Annotated in this window: 15 protein-coding genes; 12 read left to right on the top strand and 3 right to left on the bottom strand. The window is 38.4% G+C overall.

Annotated features, from left to right (window positions below; translation table 11 throughout):
- Positions 1-7: 7 nt before the first annotated feature.
- From csx2 to BM130_RS10135, 8 genes are all read left to right on the top strand, one after another.
- Entirely contained in the window at positions 8-1,285 is a 1,278-nt protein-coding gene (gene csx2 / locus BM130_RS10170; RefSeq protein ID WP_010527004.1) for a TIGR02221 family CRISPR-associated protein, read from the top strand.
- A gap of 218 nt (positions 1,286-1,503) precedes the next feature.
- Complete coding sequence (locus BM130_RS10165; protein ID WP_010527005.1) at positions 1,504-2,061, top strand: UPF0158 family protein; 558 nt, start codon at positions 1,504-1,506, stop codon at positions 2,059-2,061.
- Between the two features lie 58 nt (positions 2,062-2,119).
- Entirely contained in the window at positions 2,120-2,545 is a 426-nt protein-coding gene (locus tag BM130_RS10160) for a glycoside hydrolase family 88 protein (RefSeq protein WP_258164876.1), read from the top strand.
- Positions 2,546-2,635: 90 nt separating this feature from the next.
- Positions 2,636-3,976, top strand: a complete 1,341-nt coding sequence (locus BM130_RS10155; RefSeq protein WP_010527007.1) for a PhoH family protein — start codon at positions 2,636-2,638, stop codon at positions 3,974-3,976.
- A gap of 523 nt (positions 3,977-4,499) precedes the next feature.
- On the top strand, positions 4,500-5,870 hold the full coding sequence (gene mtaB, locus BM130_RS10150; RefSeq protein ID WP_010527008.1) for a tRNA (N(6)-L-threonylcarbamoyladenosine(37)-C(2))-methylthiotransferase MtaB: 1,371 nt from the start codon (positions 4,500-4,502) through the stop codon (positions 5,868-5,870).
- A 17-nt stretch (positions 5,871-5,887) separates the two neighbouring features.
- Complete coding sequence (locus tag BM130_RS10145; RefSeq protein WP_029626527.1) at positions 5,888-6,691, top strand: inositol monophosphatase family protein; 804 nt, start codon at positions 5,888-5,890, stop codon at positions 6,689-6,691.
- A gap of 441 nt (positions 6,692-7,132) precedes the next feature.
- The gene (locus tag BM130_RS10140; RefSeq protein ID WP_010527010.1) at positions 7,133-8,023 is read left to right on the top strand and encodes a lysophospholipid acyltransferase family protein; all 891 of its coding nucleotides are present in this window, start codon (positions 7,133-7,135) and stop codon (positions 8,021-8,023) included.
- Positions 8,024-8,032: 9 nt separating this feature from the next.
- Entirely contained in the window at positions 8,033-9,061 is a 1,029-nt protein-coding gene (locus BM130_RS10135; RefSeq protein WP_010527011.1) for a glycosyltransferase family 2 protein, read from the top strand.
- Between the two features lie 11 nt (positions 9,062-9,072).
- Here BM130_RS10135 and BM130_RS10130 read toward each other — a convergent pair whose 3' ends face one another.
- A complete protein-coding gene (locus tag BM130_RS10130) occupies positions 9,073-10,371 on the bottom strand; it encodes a UDP-N-acetylmuramoyl-tripeptide--D-alanyl-D-alanine ligase (protein ID WP_010527012.1) in 1,299 nt (432 codons plus the stop codon).
- Between the two features lie 344 nt (positions 10,372-10,715).
- Positions 10,716-12,206: an SUMF1/EgtB/PvdO family nonheme iron enzyme gene (locus tag BM130_RS10125; RefSeq protein ID WP_010527013.1), complete on the bottom strand. Its 1,491-nt coding sequence runs from the start codon at positions 12,204-12,206 to the stop codon at positions 10,716-10,718.
- Between the two features lie 507 nt (positions 12,207-12,713).
- On the opposite strand from BM130_RS10125, the gene porU reads away from it, so the two are divergent.
- The 4 genes from porU to BM130_RS10105 all read left to right on the top strand — a co-directional run bounded on the left by porU (position 12,714) and on the right by BM130_RS10105 (position 18,876).
- Positions 12,714-16,514 carry a type IX secretion system sortase PorU gene (gene porU, locus BM130_RS10120; RefSeq protein WP_010527014.1) on the top strand — a complete coding sequence of 1,267 codons (3,801 nt, stop codon included), beginning with the start codon at positions 12,714-12,716 and terminating at the stop codon, positions 16,512-16,514.
- Positions 16,515-16,675: 161 nt separating this feature from the next.
- Positions 16,676-17,836 (top strand): type IX secretion system outer membrane channel protein PorV, encoded by a 1,161-nt coding sequence (gene porV / locus BM130_RS10115; protein ID WP_010527015.1) that lies wholly within the window; start codon positions 16,676-16,678, stop codon positions 17,834-17,836.
- 142 nt (positions 17,837-17,978) lie between these two features.
- Entirely contained in the window at positions 17,979-18,458 is a 480-nt protein-coding gene (gene ispF, locus BM130_RS10110) for a 2-C-methyl-D-erythritol 2,4-cyclodiphosphate synthase (protein ID WP_010527016.1), read from the top strand.
- A gap of 82 nt (positions 18,459-18,540) precedes the next feature.
- Complete coding sequence (locus BM130_RS10105; protein WP_010527017.1) at positions 18,541-18,876, top strand: thioredoxin family protein; 336 nt, start codon at positions 18,541-18,543, stop codon at positions 18,874-18,876.
- Here BM130_RS10105 and BM130_RS10100 read toward each other — a convergent pair.
- Positions 18,849-20,990 carry an FUSC family membrane protein gene (locus tag BM130_RS10100; protein WP_010527018.1) on the bottom strand — a complete coding sequence of 714 codons (2,142 nt, stop codon included), beginning with the start codon at positions 20,988-20,990 and terminating at the stop codon, positions 18,849-18,851. The two genes, BM130_RS10105 and BM130_RS10100, sit on opposite strands and share 28 nt — an antisense overlap.
- Between the last annotated feature and the right edge of the window lie 29 nt (positions 20,991-21,019).

Genomic DNA, 21,019 nt, shown 5'->3' with positions numbered 1-21,019 from the left:
AAATAAAATGGCACGGAAAGTATTTCTTTCAATACTAGGAAACGGATTTTACGAAGAATGCAATTACTATTGGCAAGACAAAAGTCAATTTTCTAAGCAGCGTTTTATTCAAAAAGCATGCGTAGACCTTTTTTGTAAAAATTGGACTGAAAAAGATAAAGTAATTTTATATCTAACCGATGCCGCGTACAAGAATAATTGGGACAAATCGATTCACAAAAGAATAAAAAACGGGGATGAATACGAATATATCGGATTGGCAAATCAACTACCCCAAGCCATAATAAAACGAATACCTGATGGGAAAACAACAAATGAAATTTGGGAGATTTTTGAGATTATTTTTCATTCTTTAGAGGAAAACGATGAAGTATATCTGGATATAACCCATTCTTTTCGTTATTTACCCATGCTGCTTCTGGTTCTTTTAAATTACTCTAAATACCTCAAAAACATCATCCTAAAACAAATAACCTATGGAAACTATGAAGCTCGAGATTCCGATAATTTTGCTCCAATAATGGATTTAACAGCCTTTTCGGAATTGCAAGACTGGAGCATTGCAGCCAGCGATTTTGTAAACTTTGGACAAGTAAACAAAATTGCCAATCTTACCAGCAAAAAAGTTGTTTCAGTTATTAGGTATGAGGAAAATAAAAAAGAATCTGCATTCTTATTAAATAAAATCAAAAAGGAATTAGAGATAATAGCCATGGATATACAAACCTGCCGTGGACAAAACATAATTTCTAACGCTTCTGTTGATAAAGTCGTCCAATATATAGAAAATCTCCAAGATGTGATAATCAAACCTTTAAATCCTATTCTCCAAGAAATAAAAAAACGATTACAAGCTTTTAAAACCAATAATATTCTTAATGGTCTGGCAGCCGTCGAATGGTGTTTAAATAATGGACTAATTCAACAAGGAATAACCATACTCCAAGAAACTGCTATAAATTTTACTGCCTCAATACTTAAAATAGATTATCATAATAGAGAAATCAGAGAAATAATTTCATCGGGTTTTCATCTTTTATCGGTCAAAAAATCTTTCGAACAATGGAATGAAAAGTGCAAAGAAAATAAAGATATAATTGATCAAATAGGCAAAAACCCCATTATTTCTAAACTAATCCCGTGGTATGAAAGTCTTAAACAAGTAAGAAATGACATTAACCACAGTGGAATGCTTACAAATCCCCAACCAAAAACAGGAAATTCTTTTCAAAAAGAACTAAAATCAAAACTTAATGAGTTTAAAAACATTATAACAATTACTTAAATTAAATTCATTAGTATAAAATTAATCTAATTCATTGGTCTGATGGAACTCACATGACCTTAAGTTTATACAAAGTCTGTTTGTGACAAACTTTTTAGGTCATACTCGTTTCATGCTACCCTTTCAAATATTTAAACATTGGACATGCAAATTAATTTAAAATATTTGATTAGTTTTAACGCTCGAATCGATTTTCACCAAAAGTTGACAGAGCCCAAATGTCCAAAGAACGATTACTTGATCAAATACTGGGAATCCTTCGTTTAATTAAGGACGACAGGAAAAAGCTAGAGAAACTCTTGGATTTTATGATGGAGGAAATTTATGAAGAACCCGAAGAAGCAGTAAACATTCCTCCGAAATACAAAAAAATAGTAAAAGAAATTGCCGAGAGCATTGATACCGGTTTTATCTGTTTTCTGAATCTCGATACCTTAGAAACGGAGTCCATTCCTAATGACGAAGATTATTTATTCGAATTTGAATCCGCTGCGGAAGAATTTGGGGAAGGGCTTAAATATTCAGAATGGGAGCATTGCATAAAATTCGAACCACTGCCATCCTATGAAGCTTTTAAAATCATGGAAGATTTTATTGATGTGGTGGATGACGATAAAGTTCGTAATCGCTTAATAAATGCTCTGAACCGTCGAAAACCATTTGCCAATTTCAAAAACGTTATAGACTCTTCTCAATATCGTCAGGCTTGGTTTGATTACAAACAACAACAGCTTGAATTAAGGGTTTGGGATAAATTTCAGGAAGAAATAAAATAAAAAAACCCGACGCGACCATGGTAAGAAAGTATTTTGGTCAAGATGAAACGGATGGGTTATTGCCGGATTGGTTAATATTATGACTGAACTGGAAAGAAACTCTAAAGAGTACAAATATTTTCTTTCAATCTATAAAAAAATGGCCAAACGGCTCCTCGAACTTCAAACCGAACAAGGGCACTGGGCTATGAGTTTGTTAGCAGCAGAATATTACCCAACACCAGAAACCAGTGGAACAGCTTTTTTTACATATGGATTGGCATCGGGCATTAATCAAGGGATTTTAGATCATAAAAACTACGAGCCTACTGTCCGAAAAGCCTGGAACGCACTTTGCAGATATGTCACCCACGAAGGAATGCTAGGTTATGTACAACCTATCGGTGCCGAACCGGGTGATGCATGTCCGGATAAAACAGAAGTTTATGTCACTGGTGCCTTTCTATATGCAGGGGATGAAGTATTTAAGCTCTATTCCAAATAATTAAATAAACATAAAATCCGTTTGTCCAGGGAATATTTTCCCAAAAAAAGAATAACTTTAAAGCTATAGCCTTAATAAACTTATATAACTATGCCTACCAAAAAGAAAAAATCGGGGAAAATATTCGTCCTGGACACTAATGTTTTATTACACGACCATAAATGTTTGTACAATTTTGAAGAAAACGATATTATCATTCCCATACTTGTACTAGAGGAACTTGATAAATTTAAAAAAGGCAACGACCAGATAAACTTTCAGGCCAGGGAATTTGTACGAGAAATGGACCGACTCTCGGCCGAACAACTCTTCACCGAAGGAATATCATTGGGTAAAGGTCACGGAAGGCTTTTTATTGAAACAGGCAAGCCACTTCCACCTGAGATGCAAAACTCTTTTTCTGAAAACACCCCTGACCATCGTATCTTAGCGATTACTTTATATGTTAAAGAAAAAAATCCTAATCGCCAAACCATTTTAATAACAAAGGATATCAACCTTCGCATGAAGGCCAAATCATTAGGCCTTTTATCAGAAGATTATGAGTCAGATAAGGTTAAAAATATTGAAATTCTTCACCATGGGGTCGAAACCTTTACCGGTTTCGACAAAAAAATAATTGAAACTCTTTATAAAGAAGGAGAAGTCTCGAAAACCGACTTCCCCATGACAGATGAACAGTTACCAGCCAACCAATATATGATATTAAAAAATACCAGTCAAAGTGTTCTGGCATGGTTTGACCCCACAACACAATCGATTCGGAGAGTTGAAAAACATTCCGCCTTCGGGATTGACCCGCGTAATGCAGAGCAGGCTTTTTCCTTACATGCTCTTTTAAATCCCAACATTACTTTAGTCTCATTAACCGGCAAAGCGGGGACAGGAAAAACGCTTTTAGCTTTGGCTGCTGCATTGCAACAACACCAGCAATACAATCAGATTCTTTTAGCCAGACCTATCGTTCCTCTGGCAAATAGAGATCTCGGCTTTTTACCAGGTGACATAAACGAAAAAATTGGTCCTTATATGCAACCACTTTTCGATAATTTGGGGGTGATAAAAAACCGGTTTTCGCAACAGAGCAAAGAACTTAATATTATCGAAGAGATGCAAAAACATGACGAGCTGGTAATTACACCACTTGCATATATCCGGGGGCGCAGCCTATCGGAAGTATTTTTTATCATCGATGAAGCTCAAAACCTTACTCCCCACGAAGTAAAAACCATTATTACACGAGCAGGTGAAGGAACAAAAATGGTGTTTACAGGAGACATCCATCAAATTGATTCTCCTTACCTTGATATGCTCAGCAACGGGCTCGCTTACCTCACTGACAAAATGAAGGGACAAAACATTTTCGCTCATGTTAACCTTATTAAAGGTGAACGAAGCTATCTGGCCGAATTGGCTTCCGATTTGCTTTAATCTAAATTTTTAATTCGTATAAAATTTACTTACTTCATTGATATATTGCTTCTTTAAAGTAGTCATTAGTGGTTAGTCATTAGTCACCAGTCCATTAACACTGTTGACTTTTTCTGCCTTCTGCCTGTGCACTTCTGACTTTGTCTTTTATAAATGTTCTTTTGTGACAAAAATCGCCATGCTCGTTTCATTGAATTATTTCAGGTTCTAAAATTTTTTCTGTAGTTGATTGTATAAATCAATTCACGGATAAAAATTTCTCTGATTCGTCATCATCAAATTCATCGACCAGAAAAAGCTTAATGAAACGAGCATGACAATGAGAGATTTTCACAACAGAGAATGTATAAAACTCTTTGTCATGCGAGTTCCATTCGGCCAATGAGTTAAATAAATTATATACGGATGAAACTGATGTGGATATTTTGTCGACAATACTATTTAGATAATTTATCTCCAATACTTAAAAATCAATAACTATCTTTGTTGGTTAATTTTTTCTTTAAAAACTAATCACTTTTTTATGATAGACCCGTCACATTTCGAACGTCGGACTGTTTCTTTCTATACATTGGGATGCAAACTCAATTTTAGTGAAACTTCAACCATTGCTCGCCAATTAGAGAAGGATGGATTTATAAAAGTCGATTTCCGTGAGGGTGCAGATATATATGTCATCAATACCTGTTCTGTAACCGGCATTGCAGAAAAAAAATGCAGACAAGTTATTCATAAAGCTTTACGAATTAATCCAAATGCCTTTATTGTAGTAACCGGTTGTTTTGCCCAACTAAAACCTAAAGAAATTGCTAGTATCAAGGGTGTCGACCTTATATTGGGTAGCAATGAAAAACTAGACATGTCTTTTTATAGCGGCAGTTTCGTAAAAAAAAATAAGGCAGAAATTCATGCCGGAAATATTGCAAAAGATAAACGTTTCATGCCATCATGGTCGTTGGGAGATCGAACTCGCACTTTCTTAAAAGTGCAGGACGGGTGTGATTATTTTTGCACTTATTGTACTATCCCTCTTGCTCGCGGACGTTCTCGCAATGCAACCATAAAAGACACCGTTGAACAAGCCAGAAAAGCAGGGAAAGCCGGTGCTAAAGAAATCATATTAACCGGCGTTAATATAGGTGACTTTGGGAAAAGTACTGATGAGTCCTTTTTCGATTTATTGGTAGCTCTTGAAAAAGTCAGCGAAGTGGAACGTTTTCGCATATCTTCAATTGAACCCAATTTGCTTTCCTCTGAAATAATACAACTGGTAGCCTCCTCGCCCCGCTTCATGCCTCACTTTCATTTACCCCTCCAATCCGGAAGCAATAAAGTTTTAAAACTCATGAAACGAAAATATGATACAGAACTGTTTCTACAAAAAATAGAATCCATCAGAAAAAATATACCCAATGCTTTTATTGGGGTAGATGTCATCACTGGTATTAAAGGCGAAACCGAAAATGATTTTGAAACAACATATAATTTTATTCAAAATCTGGATATCTCTCAGCTGCACGTCTTTACTTATTCTGAAAGACCTAACACCCAGGCACTAAAAATACAACATACTGTTTTACCCGAAGAAAAAAAGCGTAGAAGCGCTCTTTTACATGAACTGTCGGCACATAAATTGCGAAAATTTTATAAACGATTTGAAAACACCAAAGCGAAAGTTTTGTTTGAAGAACATTTATCAAATGGCAAAATGCATGGATTCACCGAAAATTATTTACGCGTAGAATGTCCATTTGACCCGGCTTTAATAAATCAAATTATTGAGGTTAAATTAATGACAATATCACCTCAATCCGGGAATATGACTATACATCTGCCTGAATATTCTCTTCACGATAATGAATTTCAAAATATTTCTGAAAAATTTGATTTTTGAACCTTAAAAATATAGCCATGGTGAATTATCAGAAGCTCTGTGAAAAAACCGTTAAAATAGCCCGAGAAACAGGTAGTTTCGTTAAAAACTTCCGTCTAAATAACACCCCTAACGTAGAAACTAAGGGGAAAAATGATTTTGTAACCCAAATAGACAAAGCCTCGGAACAAAAATTAGTAGAAGCTTTGGGAAATTTGCTCCCAGAAGCAGGATTTATCGCAGAAGAAAAAACGTCTGATAAGGTTGGCAAAAAATTCAACTGGATTATAGACCCCATCGATGGCACAACTAACTTTATACATGGACTATTCCCATATGCCATTAGTATAGCTCTACAAGAAGATGACCAGATTGTTTTGGGTGTAGTTTACGAAATGGGACTGGATGAATGTTTCTACTCATGGAAAGATGCCCCTGCCTTTTTAAATGGGGAAGAAATTCATGTATCTAAAACTCCAACCGTGGCCGACAGCTTAATTGCAACGGGTTTTCCTTATTCAAACTACCAACTAATCCAAAATTTCATGGAAACACTTACTTTTTTCATGAAAAACAGTCATGGACTGCGACGGCTGGGTTCAGCTGCCGTTGACCTGGCATACGTTGCTTGTGGCCGCTTTGATGCTTTTTATGAATATAATTTAAAAGCATGGGATGTGGCAGCAGGAGCTTTTCTTGTCCAACAGGCAGGTGGAAAAGTTAGTGATTTTAAAGGGGGGAATAATTATCTTTTTGGAAGAGAGCTTGTATCTGGCAATGCTCTTATGTTTGAAGAAATGCAGCAAACCATAGAGAAATTTATGAAAAAGGAAAAGCTTTAGGATTTTATGATCTTTTAACCATTGAGGTTTCTCTTCCAAATCTCAATTGAAAATACCCAAACGAATTTTACCAAAAAGGTTGTCACAACAAAAACTTATATAAAAACTAAGGCAGAAGTGCACAGGAAGAAGAAGTTATTAGTCATTAGTCAACAGTCATTAGCGATTAGGGTTGATTAACTAATGACTAACGCCTAACCACTAATGACTAATTTTAAGAACCAATAGTTCAATAAAATAAGTAAATTTTATACGAATGAAACGAGCATGGCGGCTTTTGCCACAAAAGAGCATGTATAAAAACAAAGAGGCAGAAGTGCACAGGAAGAAGGCAGAAGAAGTCAATACTCATTAGTCAACAGTCATTAGTGCTAATAGACTAGTGACTAATGACTACTTTTAAGAAGCAATAAATCAACAAAGTAAGCAAATTTTATACGAATGAATAAGGTTTTATATTATATCTGGTATCCATTGACCTGGCTTATTTCATGGTTACCAATATCGATTTTATATAAGCTATCTAACATCCTTTACTGCTTTATATCAATTGTAGGATACCGGAAAAAAGTAATTCTCAAAAACCTTAAAAAAGCCTTTCCTGACAAATCGGACAAGTGGCGAAAAAAATTACTTCATAAGTTTTATCGCCATTTTTGTGACCTTTTTGTTGAAACTATGAAATTGCAACATATCTCTGACAAAGAAATATTCAAAAGAATAACCTTTTCTAATCTGGATGTAATTAATCGGGCCACAGAAAACGGAAAAGATGTTATTGCCGTTCTTGGCCATTATGGAAACTGGGAATGGGTACCAGCTATAAACATGCATATTTCAGCTAATGGATACAGTGTATATCGCCCCTTAAAAAATAGGCTGTTTGACCAATATATGTTAGAATTAAGGTCCAGATTTGGATCAAAAAATGTGCCCATGAAAAAAACTCTTCGCCTGGTAGCGGGGTTAAAGAAGCAAAACCAGCGTTTTGTTTTGGGCCTTATTGCTGATCAAAGTCCGGCCAGAAGCGAAATTCAATATTGGACCAATTTTTTAACCCAACCCACACCGGTATTATTAGGACCGGAAAAAATGGCCAAAATGATTAACGGCCAGGTTGTTTACTTTAAAGTTACTAAACCCCGACGTGGCTATTACCATGTTGAAGTTATTCCCTGGAAAGGGAACCCACAAACCGCTAATGAGCACGAAATTACAGAATGGCATGTACGGTTGTTGGAACAAAGTATACAAGAAAGACCAGAGTTATGGTTGTGGTCGCATAAACGCTGGAAATACCAGAACCGTTATAAAGAACAAACATTAAATTAAAAATCTATCATGGATGAACCTTTAGTTGCTGTTGTTATTCTCAATTGGAATACGCGTCATCTTTTGGAACGATTTCTACCGGAAGTTATCCGGAAAACCAGTCATCCACAAACAACGATTGTTGTAGCGGATAACGGCTCTACCGACGGTTCAGCTGAATTAATAAAAAATCATTTTCCTGAAGTTGAGTTAATTACCCTCAACAAGAATTACGGATATGCAGGAGGTTATAACCGTGTAATAAAACAATTAAAAACTCCCTATGTCGTTTTACTGAATTCTGATGTAATCCCCGCTTTCAACTGGATAGAACCCCTTATCACTTGCATGGAACAAAATCCTAACACTGCTGCTTGCGTCCCCAAAATTAAAGCACTAAACGAACCTGACCATTTTGAATACGCAGGTGCAGCAGGTGGTTTCATTGATAAGTGGGGATACCCGTTTTGCAGAGGACGAATATTTGATACCATTGAAAAAGATAACGGGCAATACAATAAATCGGATGAAATCTTTTGGGGCAGTGGCGCAGCTTTGATGGTTCGAACCAAATTGTTCAACCAATCCGGTGGGCTTGAAGATTCATTTTTTGCACATATGGAAGAGATAGACTGGTGTTGGAGAATGAAAAATCAAGGCTTTAAAATCAGATATTGTCCTCAAAGTGAGATTTTCCATTTGGGTGGCGGAACACTTAACAGCATGTCTTCAAAAAAAACATACCTCAATTTCAGAAATAATTTGTACATGCTTTATCGCAATTTACCTGAAGATAAACTTAAAAAAACCATACTCATACGATTATTTATGGATGCTTTTGCAGCCATAAAATTCCTTCTCAATGGCCAATTCCGTAATTTTCTGGCAATATGGAAAGCTCATCAACATTTTTTTAGAAACATACCTCATTTAAAAAAGGAAAGAAACCGATTAATGAAGAAAGTAACCTGCCACCAACATCCAGAAATTTACCGAAAAAGTATTGTATTGGATTTCTTCTTAAGGAAAAGGCGGTATTTTTCTGAGCTTTCCTGGTAAATTTCCCAGCGTTAAAGAAAGTCAACAACAGTCTCAAGTTCGTTGGCCCTACTTCCTTTCACCAACACCAATGCATTGTTTAATGATGCTGCTTTTAAAGCCTCTTGTAAGTCTTTTGTATCCTTATACCACTTAAATCTATTATTTGCAGGAATAATTCCCTTAAATTCTTCCCCAATAAGAAAACAAACCTCTACATCCAATTTCTCTAAATCAGTTAATAAAGCATAATGTTCTTTTTTACTATCCTCACCTAATTCCTTCATACTCCCCAAAATAATTACCTTAAAAGGATGCTCCATCTCTTTAAAATTGCTTAATGCCACTTGCATGCTGCTGGGGTTGGCATTGTAGGCATCCAATATAACATGATTTCGTCCGGTATTAAGAAATTGAGACCGATTATTTTTCGGAACATACTCCTCTAGAGCTGCTTTAACCAAAGACTCTTCCACACCAAAATAATGGGCTACACTGGCTGCCGCTAATACATTGTCTTTATTATATTTCCCTATCAAATGAGTATTGATTCTAAGCCCTGAAACCCGGCTGGTCGTCAGATTGAAGGAAAGCATGGGAGATGCTGAAATTTCCTCTGCTCTAACCACAGCCTTAGAGCCAGAACCGTATCCAATCCAGGGATAGTCACCTAACATTTCCAGCAAATCCGGATTATCAACATTTACAAATATTTCTCCTCCCGTTTTTTTCAAGAAATCATACAGTTCTCCTTTACCCTTTTTTACCCCATTAAAAGAACCAAACCCCTCGAGATGTGCTTTACCAATATTGGTAATCAAGCCATGATTAGGTTTTGCTATCTGGCACAAGCCTGCAATTTCACCAATATGGTTTGCACCCATTTCTATTATGGCAACCTGAGTTTGGGGTGGCATGGATAATATTGTGAGAGGAACTCCTATGTGATTATTTAAATTACCTTGTGTATACCAAACATTATATTTCTTCTTTAGAACAGCTGCAATTAATTCTTTAGTGGTGGTTTTTCCATTGCTTCCGGTAATACCTATAACCGGAATACTTAATTTTTCACGATGGTATCTCGCCAGGTTTTGTAGCATTTTTAAGGCATTCGGAACCCAAAAACAACCTTTTTCATTCTTCAACCGTTCATCATCCACTACAGCCAGCCTACATCCAGAGGATAAAGCTTCCTTGGCAAAATTATTGCCATCAAAATGTTGGCCTTTTAATGCAAAATAAATACTTTCAGGTTCCAGCTTACGTGTATCGGTGATAACTTTTCCGCTTGCTAAGTAGGCTTCATACAAATCATGAATATTGCTCATCTGTTTAAAGTTTATCTAATTCATTGGCCTGCCCGAACTTGCATATCCTAAAGCTGGATTAAAGTCATTGCTTATAACAACAAACTTTTGGAGTCCTACTTGTGTCATTTGCCCTGTCTATTACCAAATTTGGCAAGCCAGTTGATCTATCTCAATCACAAAAATACTTTTATAAAACAAATATGGGCATTTATGATGAAACTATCGAAACAATTTTTTTAAGACAATACCTTTACACTCTTGATTTTGTAATACTTTTTAGAAAAGTGTTATCATTAGCCACAAAAAAGGCTGTTCCCATTTTCAGGAACAGCCTTTACCCTCACTATTGATAGAATTCCGAATTACTTTTTGCTCTTATATGGCAACCCTACCCGTGTCATGGCACAGCGAAAACCAATATCATCCCTGGCTTCACGTTCATCCAGGAAACGTCGGGTTCCAGGGCTTAACCAATAAGCACGATCTCGCCACGAACCGCCTTTATACACTCTAGCACGGTCAGAGATGGTACTACTTAAATTTCCGGGGCTGGCACTATACATATCTTCAGTAGTCAATTCACTGGCAGACCAATTACCACCCGTTGAAATATTAGACCTGGCATCACCGTCCAGATAGTTCCGGTTATCGGCAGTACGATAGTTACTACGATCTTGTATATCCTCCGCGGTCTCAAGGCGATATTGAATATTACCATATTCATCTGGTTCAACTACATATCCTTCTTCATCCAGAACTTTTGTTTTAAAAACATTGCCCCTAAAAGGACTGAACTCATCCACATCTTCATGCGACAAAGGTCTATAAACATCCGCAACCCACTCATTCACATTTCCAGCCATACAATATAGCCCAAAATCGTTGGGATAATATGAATGTACCGGTACGGTAATATCACCTCCGTCATTCAAGTCACCTGCCATCCCCATATAATCACCTCTGCTTCGTACAAAGTTGGCCATAAACCGACCTCTTTCATTTTTGGAAGGATTTCTTAAATAATGTCCATCCCATGGATAAATTCTTCTATCGGTAAGTCTTTCTTCATATGAATTACCAACCAATCCGTAGGCTGCATATTCCCACTCTGCTTCAGTTGGGAGACGGTAGCGAGGTAATAAGATTCCGTCACTAGGCCTAACTCGTCTTGTATCTTTGTTGGGATCTAAATCCTTTAAGGGATTCTTACCTGCCACGCCCTCGTACTTTCCTAATAAGTATGCTTCTGTATCAAAATTGTTCTGTCCCGACTGCTGCAGATCCAATTCCAGAATACCTCTTTCCACCAATATCATTTCATTCACGCGGTCGGTACGCCAGGCAGCATAATCATTGGCTTGCAGCCAATTAACTCCAACAACGGGATATTCACTGTACGCCGGATGTCGAAAGTAATTCTCTACTAAAGGTTCATTATATGCCAAAGAACGGCGCCAGACCAACGTATCAGGGAGTGCATTTCTATAAACTTCAGGCATATCAACAAACACTCTGTTAATCCAATACAAATACTCCCGATAATCCACATTCCTTACTTCCGTTTCATCCATATAAAACGACCTAACAGTTACCCTGCGAGGTGGATTATTCCAATTTTTCATCACATCTTCTTCCACACTCCCCATAATAAATGTTCCACCTTCAATAAAAACAAGGCCGGGTCCTGTTTCCTGTTCAAAATCAGCCTTATATTCAAATCCGCCGGTCTCGGGGTCATTATACGCCCACCCAGTGGTCGATGAAACACTTTTTCTGGCACCACCACCACATGAGGCTAAAACCATTAATCCCAAAATCATACTGGGAACAAAAAGTCTGGAATTCAATCTCATAACTTATTTTCTTGTAATTCTTTTACTTTTACTCCTTTAATAACACAATAACTTTCGACTACTTATTTTTCTTTAAGCAATCTCAGCCATTAATACTAAAACACTATATTTCAACAAAATAAATCCAATTTGTTGACAATATTGCTTTTATATAGAACGAAAGCTATATGAATTCATTGTTTTTATACTACAAAAATAGAAAAAGGTTATACCCTTAAAGCAACTTTAATTGCTTTTTTGACGCTATTTTTCTCATTAAACATAAACCAAAGCCATTAATTTCCCTATAAAACAATAACTTACAAAACAGAATCACCCACATATAAAAGATGTTAGCATTTAATTATTTATTCTATTGGTTGATTGTGTCAATTTGGCCAACACCATGACACAATTAAATCCTTGTTACACCTATGAAATAAAAAACTGACTATTTTTTACTTATTTTTGTCCACTAAACCTTTTCTTTTAAAATCAGTTTTTATAAAGACATCACTTTTAGACAATATGCCCAACACAAGAGGTTTCATAGCAGCCATTCTTATTTCCCTGTTCGGTTTGAATATTACCATTTGTGCTGGCGAAAAAGCCTCTGTACAAATACTTAAAAATATTGAATGGCAAAGTGCTAATTATCCTGAACTTCCATTTAAAGGACAAGGGTATTATACGAACAATAACCAATGGCCGGTACTGGTTGTTCTTATCCCTTTTCCTTCGTCTCTTAATTATCAACAAGCTGTTATTGCTCCCCGGGCATTGGAATGGCAAAACATAGAAGATGATTACTCATTTTTAAACGATACTTCGGTTAAAGAAAACCCTCATATTTTCAACCATAAAATTATTTTTATTCGGAAAGTTCCTTACATCGAACTAGAAATTATTCCGTTTAGGAAAAGTAATACTGAACCAAATTTATGGCAAAGATTACTAAAATATTCCGTTTCAATTCAAGCCACAGATAGTACTTCTGCCATATCGCTTAAAAGCGCTGAGCAAAAATATACTTTTACCTCAATGCTATCTTCCGGAAATTGGGTTAAAATAGGAACTACCCAAAGAGGCATTCATAAAATCCCTTATACCACCCTCCGGAATTGGGGATTTAATAACCCTGAAAAAATTCAGGTATATGGTTATGGGGGAATGATGGTTCCAATGAAAAATAGTGAAGAGCGACCCGACGACTTACCACCTGTCCCCTGTTGGCATCAAAACGACGCATTGTTTTTTTTCAGTAATGGCCCATGGCAATGGAAATGGAATGAAGAACGAAACATGTTTGAGTATTCTCAACATCCCTATTCGCCATCGGCATTTTATTTTTTATCCGAAGCCGACAACCTTTTATCGCCTCAAATACAAGAGCCTATTGATTCTGAAGCTAATTACCAATCCACAACATACGATTATATTGTTTTCCATGAGAATGAAAAAGAAAACCTGCTCAACTCAGGCTCTCAATGGTTGGGTGAAAAATTTAGTCCGTCAGGAACTTTAGAAAGAACTTTCACTTTTGATATCCCCAATTTTGTCCCCGATTCTGAAGTTATATTATACTCCCGGGTCGCCGGAAGGTCTAATTCCTCCCATTACTTCAATATCAGCATTAATGACGCCATTGTTCAAACCCTCACACTATCCACAGTTTCTTTGAGCGACTATTTAGGATATTACGCCAGAACAGCCGAAGGAAAAGTCTCATTTTCCGCTGCTTCATCAATTAGTTTATCTTATCAATATGTGCCTTCTTCAACATCATCAGTTGGCTGGCTCGATTTCTTTATTTTACAAGCCAGAAATCTTCTAACCTTACAAAACGGGCCTTTGGTTTTTCGTGACCACAATTCAGTAGCCTCTGATAGAATTACTGAATACCGGTTAACCGATGCCCCATCCAACGCAGTTATTTGGGATGTTACCAATCCGCTTCTTATTAGGCAGATGACAACAATAACGAACGACAATACTAATACTATAACTTTTAAAGATAGTTCCAACATCCTTAAAGAATATGTTGCCTTTTCCCCGGATATGGACATCCCTGTACCTGAATTTATTGAAGCTGTTACCAATCAAAACCTGCATGCTTCTACTTCTGCAGATTTGATTATTGTAACCCCGGAAGAATTTTCAGAACAAGCCGTACGCCTTGCCAATCTTCATGCTACCTATTCCGGTTTGTCGGTATTAGTAGCCCAAAGAGACCAGATATACAATGAATTTTCATGGGGACACCCTGATCCGGGTGCTATCAGAGCATTTCTTAAAATGCTTTATGACCGCGCCGGAGATGATATGGATAAGGCACCCAAACTACTCCTTCTTTTCGGTGACGGTAGCTATGATAACCGACATATTGACAACCAACCGGCAGCACCCTTACCCACCTATCAGTCTGAATCCTCATTCTACCAAACAGCTTCTTTCGTTACCGATGATTTTTTTGGTTTTCTGGATGATGAAGAAGGTGATAATCTTCAAAGTGACCGACTGGATATTGGGATTGGTCGTTTCCCCGTCAATTCTGTTGATGAAGCTAAAATTGCTGTCGATAAAACTGAAGCCTATCTCCTGAATCAGGAAATGGGAAGATGGAAAACCCGGCTAACTTTTGTGGGTGATGATGGTGATAACAATATTCATATGCAAGACGCAGATAAACTTGCACAAAAAATTGCTCAAACACACCCCGAATTTGACCTCAACAAAATTTACCTGGATAATTATCAGGCTTATACAAGTGCTACGGGACGCGAATTCCCAAATGCAAAAATTGACGCTCAGGAAGCAATTACCGAAGGAACATTAATCTGGAATTTTTCAGGACATGGTAGTGAATCGGCTTTAGCTCATGAGAAAATTATCACCATGGCCGACATCGAAACATGGACCAATAAAAACAGATTACCTCTTTTTGTGACGGCAACTTGCGAATTTAGCCGATTCGACAATCATGAATATACTTCGGCCGGAGAAAAAGTATTTCTTTCTCCCAATGGGGGGGCTATTGCTCTTCTGTCAACCACACGGATTGTCTATGCAAGCCTCAACTATACGCTGAACAATGCTTTTTACAATCATGCATTTGAATATGACGAAACAGGTGAACCCCTTCGGCTTGGGGAAATGATGCGACGAACCAAACTGGAATCAGGGTCAAATACTAACAAATTAAATTTCACCCTTTTGGGTGACCCTGCACTCCAATTAATCTTCCCACCATATCATATCACCACCGTTGAAATTAACAACACTCCTGTTGCCGATCAAACAGATACAATAAAAGCACTATCGCACAATACACTCGTTGCTCAGATTACTGATTCAAAGGGTAATGTCATAACCGATTTTAACGGAACTGCTTTTATCACCGTTTATGACAAGGAAATAACCCGCCAAACATTAGGCAATGACGGTAATACGCCCTTCGAATTCAGCGAATATGCCAACATCCTTTTCAGTGGTAGAGCTACTGTCAAAAATGGCCTATTTCAAATTTCATTTGTGGTGCCTCAAGATATCCGTTATAATTTCGACCAGGGAAGGATAAGCTACTATGCCCTGGCGGATGATAACAGAGAAGCCTTTGGTGCCTTTAGTGATATTGTGGTAGGAGGCATCAGTGAAAATATTGACACCGATACTACCGGTCCCGAAATACAAATGTATCTTAACCATTCGCAATTCAAGGATGGAGACCAAACGACCGATCGCCCCATGCTTTATGCCCGGTTGTTTGACGAGTCAGGAATTAACACTTCCGGAATAGGCATAGGACATGATGTCACACTGGTTATTGATGAGGATATAAATAACCCTGTAATTTTAAATGATTATTTTACCGCAGATATCGATGATTATAAAAGTGGCATGATAGATTACCAGGTGCCAGAACTGGATGAAGGTGTCCACACCCTAACCCTTAAAGTATGGGATAATTATAATAATTCATCGTCAAGTACGTTACAATTTAAGGTTTCGAAAAATCATGGTATTAATGGTCATAACATTAAACTTTATCCAAATCCGGTAAAGCCCGGAGATGATGTTTACGTTACCTTAACCACCGATATTCCCAATGATTTGCTGTCTGTCACAATTCAATTTTTTAATGCGGCCGGACAAATTACCGGCACAGCAAAAGATGAACTTATAACTGACGGCAATACTGTTGGACCATATAAATTACCTATTGAACAATCAGGATGGAATTATAATGGTGTTTGTTTTGTAAGAATTATATTAGAGTCACAGACCGAAAGCAAAGAACAATTTACGGTAAAACTTTTACCTTATTTCTAAATTTGAAAACAAAACGACTAAGATACTTTTTTTAATCACAATAAGAACATGTATGAAAAGTGATTAAGACTAATTCCGCCTACTAATCCCTAATACCAACAAAAAAATGATTGGCAAACAACTAATTTTAATAATTTTAGGTCCTTATAAATTTGATATAAATGGAAAATAAAGTATTCAAAACGATTTTTACTCTATTTACTTTATTAATTTGGCTGAGTTCAGCTTATGCTCAAGACGACGATATTACCTTGGGAGGTCAGGTCAACATTATTAGTACTGCCGTACCCTTTTTAGATATTGCTCCTGAATCAAGAGGAGGAGGAATGGGAAATACAGGTGTCGCCACTTCCCCCGATGTTAATTCTCAGCATTGGAATCCTGCAAAATATGTTTTCATTGAAAAAGAAATGGGTGCTTCCTTATCTTATACTCCCTGGTTACGAAAATTAGTTAACGACATCAATCTATATTATTTGGCCGGATTTAAACGTTTAGACAATCTTCAGGCAGTGAGTGCTTCCTTAAGGTATTTTTCTTTAGGTGATATTACATTTAATGACAGCTATGGTGAATATATTGGCAATGCCAATCCTAACGAATTTGCCATCGACATTGCCTATAGCCGCCTTCTTTCAGAACATTTTTCCGGTGCTGTTGCTTTTCGATATATACGATCCGACCTCCAATTAAGTCTTGGAGCATTTTCAGGTAGTGAAACCTATAAAGCGGGAAACTCTTTTGCTGCTGATCTGGCATTTTTTTATCAAAATGACATAGAAATAAGTGGAAAAGAAAGCAACCTCGCAGCCGGAATAAATATCTCAAATATAGGAACTAAGCTTTCTTATGGAAATGATGAAGAATATTTTATTCCAACCAACTTACGTATTGGGACATCTGTTACAACCCAAATAGATGATTACAACCAAATAGCATTTTCTTTGGATCTGAATAAACTATTGGTTCCTACGCCTAACGATTCCGCCGGTTTTGTTACTTCTGACGTTTCAGTTGTTAGCGGCATTTTTAAATCTTTTAGTGATGCGCCACGTGGGCTGGAAGAAGAATTGGAAGAAATCAATATAAGCGTTGGAGTGGAATATCTTTACGCTAAGCAATTTGCCTTGCGAACAGGTTATTTTCACGAACATGAAAACAAGGGTAACCGCAAGTTTTTCACAGCCGGCGTTGGCATTAAATTTAACATGTTAAATATTGATGCATCTTATATTATCCCGGTAGTTCAGGACAATCCGCTTGCCAACACAGTACGATTCACTCTGGGGTTTGACCTGGACCAAATGCTCGCCAATAGATGAGATTTAAATCACTTATAATATCCATCCCAAAATCCTGACCCTTCCCTTATTTTAAAAATATCATCTAACATCCATTAATCTATTATCTTTAATCTAACATATCTGTTAATCTATCATCTAACATCTATTAATCTAAAACATCATGTCTGTACGTATCGGAATGGGCTATGACGTTCATCAACTGGCTGCCGGGCACGACTTGTGGATTGGCGGTATCAAAATATCTTCTGACAAAGGGTCGGTAGGCCATTCAGATGGAGATGTATTAATTCATGCCATATGTGATGCCCTCCTGGGGGCATTAGCCTTGAGAGATATAGGCTATCACTTTCCGGATAATGACCCGGCTCTAAAGGGTATTGACAGCAAAATATTATTGCAAAAAACAATGCACTTCATTCGTGAAAAAGGCTATGATTTGGGAAATTTGGATTCTACTATCTGCCTCCAGTCCCCGAAATTGAACCCTCACATTCCTAAAATGCAGGAAACTCTTGCACGGGTAATGGCGGTTCACCCCTCTCAAATTTCGATAAAGGCCACTACCACCGAAAAAATGGGTTTTGTGGGTGAAGGCAAAGGTATTGCCGCCTACGCCTCTGTTTTGGTGGTTAAATTATAAACCACCCTTAGCTGTCTAACCCTTGGCATTACTCGTCAACATTCAACCGATAACTACCATTAACTTTAAACCAGATACTTCGATGAACAACATACAATCACCCGAACACTTTAATCAAGTAGTATCTTCTGAACCGGCCGTTCTGGTCTATTTCTCTCATGAACAATGTGGTGTATGCAAGGTATTGAAACCAAAAGTAGAGAAAATGCTAAAGGAGAATTATCCCTCCATGAGCATGTATTACTGCAACACAGTGGAGCAACCTGAAGTGGCGGCACAGAACCGCATCTTTGCCGTTCCCACCGTGCTGGTCTTCTTTGAGGGCAGAGAAACTTTTCGTTTCAGTCGCAACATGGGGGTTGAGGAGCTGGCACAGGCCATTGAGCGCCCCTATTCTATGATGTTTGAAGAAGAGTAGTCATCCGCAGTCTCTTCTGCTAACCGGCGACCGATATCTGCAATATTATACAGAAGAATTTGCTGTTGCTGAAAGGTTTTTGAAGGATGGTGTTTCAACCGTTCCTGCAACTCATTGACCACATCACGCATGTGGGCATGTCTTTCTTGGGGTGACAGAGATTTATTCCCCAGTAAATCAAGGATTTTTTTGCCGGGAATAATGATTTCACCCGTATTATCAATGACACTTCCTCGATGAGCACCAAAAGCTGAGATAAAGGATAGCAAGGCGTGATTCAGGTAAGTCATCTTAAATGCCCTTTGATGAAACTGCCGATATTTCTTAGGCTCGGTTTGAATATCCTGCCATGCCATTGCCAGGGCATTATCCGCCTGATGCGCTTTTCGCCTGGCTATACGGTATGCCAGGTCATCTGTTGTATTTGGATGTTCATATTCGGCAAGTATCGCCTTAAAATAGGCTCTGTTTTTCTCCAACGCATCGGACAATAACTGCGGCAGTTTTTTGTATTGCCACTGGTGCCAGAATAAACGAACACTCGCCATGGCCAGAAAAGCTCCTATCAGCGTATCAGCCAGTCGAGGCCACATTACGGCAACCCCCATATTGGATATCAGATTAAAAGCGCACAAAACAAAAATGGTGATAAACACCACAGAAACTGAATATTGACGTTTTAGCCATACAAAGAATAAAAAGGCAGAGGTCAGCATTAGCAATACCTGTCCCGGTAACGTCAGTAATTTAACGATAAGAATACCTGAAATCACACCCGAAAGGGTGCCGATTACCCGCTGGAACAAACGTCGTCGGGTGGCACTGTAGCTGGGCTGTAACACAAACAAAACCGTCAGAATGATCCATTCTCCCTTTTCAATGTCCGCCACCTCACTGATCAAAAATCCTATCCAGAAACAGATGGCAAGTCGAATGGCATAACGTAATCTGGGATGTCTCCAGCTTAGCTGATCCTGAAACTTCTTCCACAACGGACGATCATCGCGCAACAGTCGGGGCAAAACAGGGACCCGGGGGACCGATGCCAGCCTCGAAAAGGATGCATTGGCTTGTTCCAGATTGGCTGCCAGAAGGCGCAACGGATGATTCTTCTCCAGACCAAAGGTCTCTATTTTATTAAAAAGGGACTGAATGATCCACCCCACAGATGCCGGCGGCTGATAATCGCTACCAGTCAACAGAGCATCGGCAAACTTACGTGAAGCATGCGCCAGTTCATGCAGGGTATGACCAATCATTTCCATCATCTCTCGGCTACGAGGATCGTTACTCAACAGGTCGTAACGCTCGTGCGAAGAGGCCGCCCGCTCATGCAACGCCTGTAAAACCATGAAATAATGAAACCATGGTGCCAAATCCGACTCATCGTCCATTGCATCGCGATAGCTGTTCAACACCTCTTTAATCCTATCGAGAGTATTAACCATTTCAACGTTGAGTAATGCCAGCCTTGCCCTCACCTCCCGCTGATTATCCCTATCACTTGGGAACAGATGCGATTTTTCATCCAGGTAACGCGACAGCGCCATATAGCCGCGCCCGAGATGTTCGTCCAGTAACCGGTATGGATGAAGATAAAGAATACCCAACGATATAAGACCGTAAAACAATGCACCACCAGGCAATAATATGGGTTGCCAATACCAGGCAGGGCTGATTCCGGAACCTATCATGGCATATATCCCCACCAATATTGCTCCGAAAGTGACACCCCGGTATCGTTCGCCCATGCCGCCCGCCAAAATAAACACGATGGTTGATAAGCCCAGACCTCCACCCAGCAAAACCGGCCAGGGTCGCAACAGCTCCACCGACAGACTGGACACCCCAAAACTCACCACCTTTAAGGCCAACGATTTGACCCGACCCCGCGGATGGTCATCCGTCTCCGACAATGCGCCGGCAAGAACCCCTAAGGCGGTTGTCACTGCAAAAAACGAATAACCCAATATTTCCAGCGGAAGTATTACAACGCCCATCACTGCCGTTGCCTTGGCGGCCATCAACCAATCGGGATGCATCAAAAAGACCCGCAGCCACCTGCCGCGTAAATTTATCTTCCTCCATACAGATTCTTTCCGGCGAATCATCATCTATTCAACAAATTAACCATTCAACAAAT

It is taken from the genome of Thermophagus xiamenensis (assembly GCF_900112795.1).
GTDB lineage: Bacteria > Bacteroidota > Bacteroidia > Bacteroidales > Marinilabiliaceae > Thermophagus > Thermophagus xiamenensis.
This window is presented reverse-complemented; position numbering and strand designations above follow the sequence as displayed.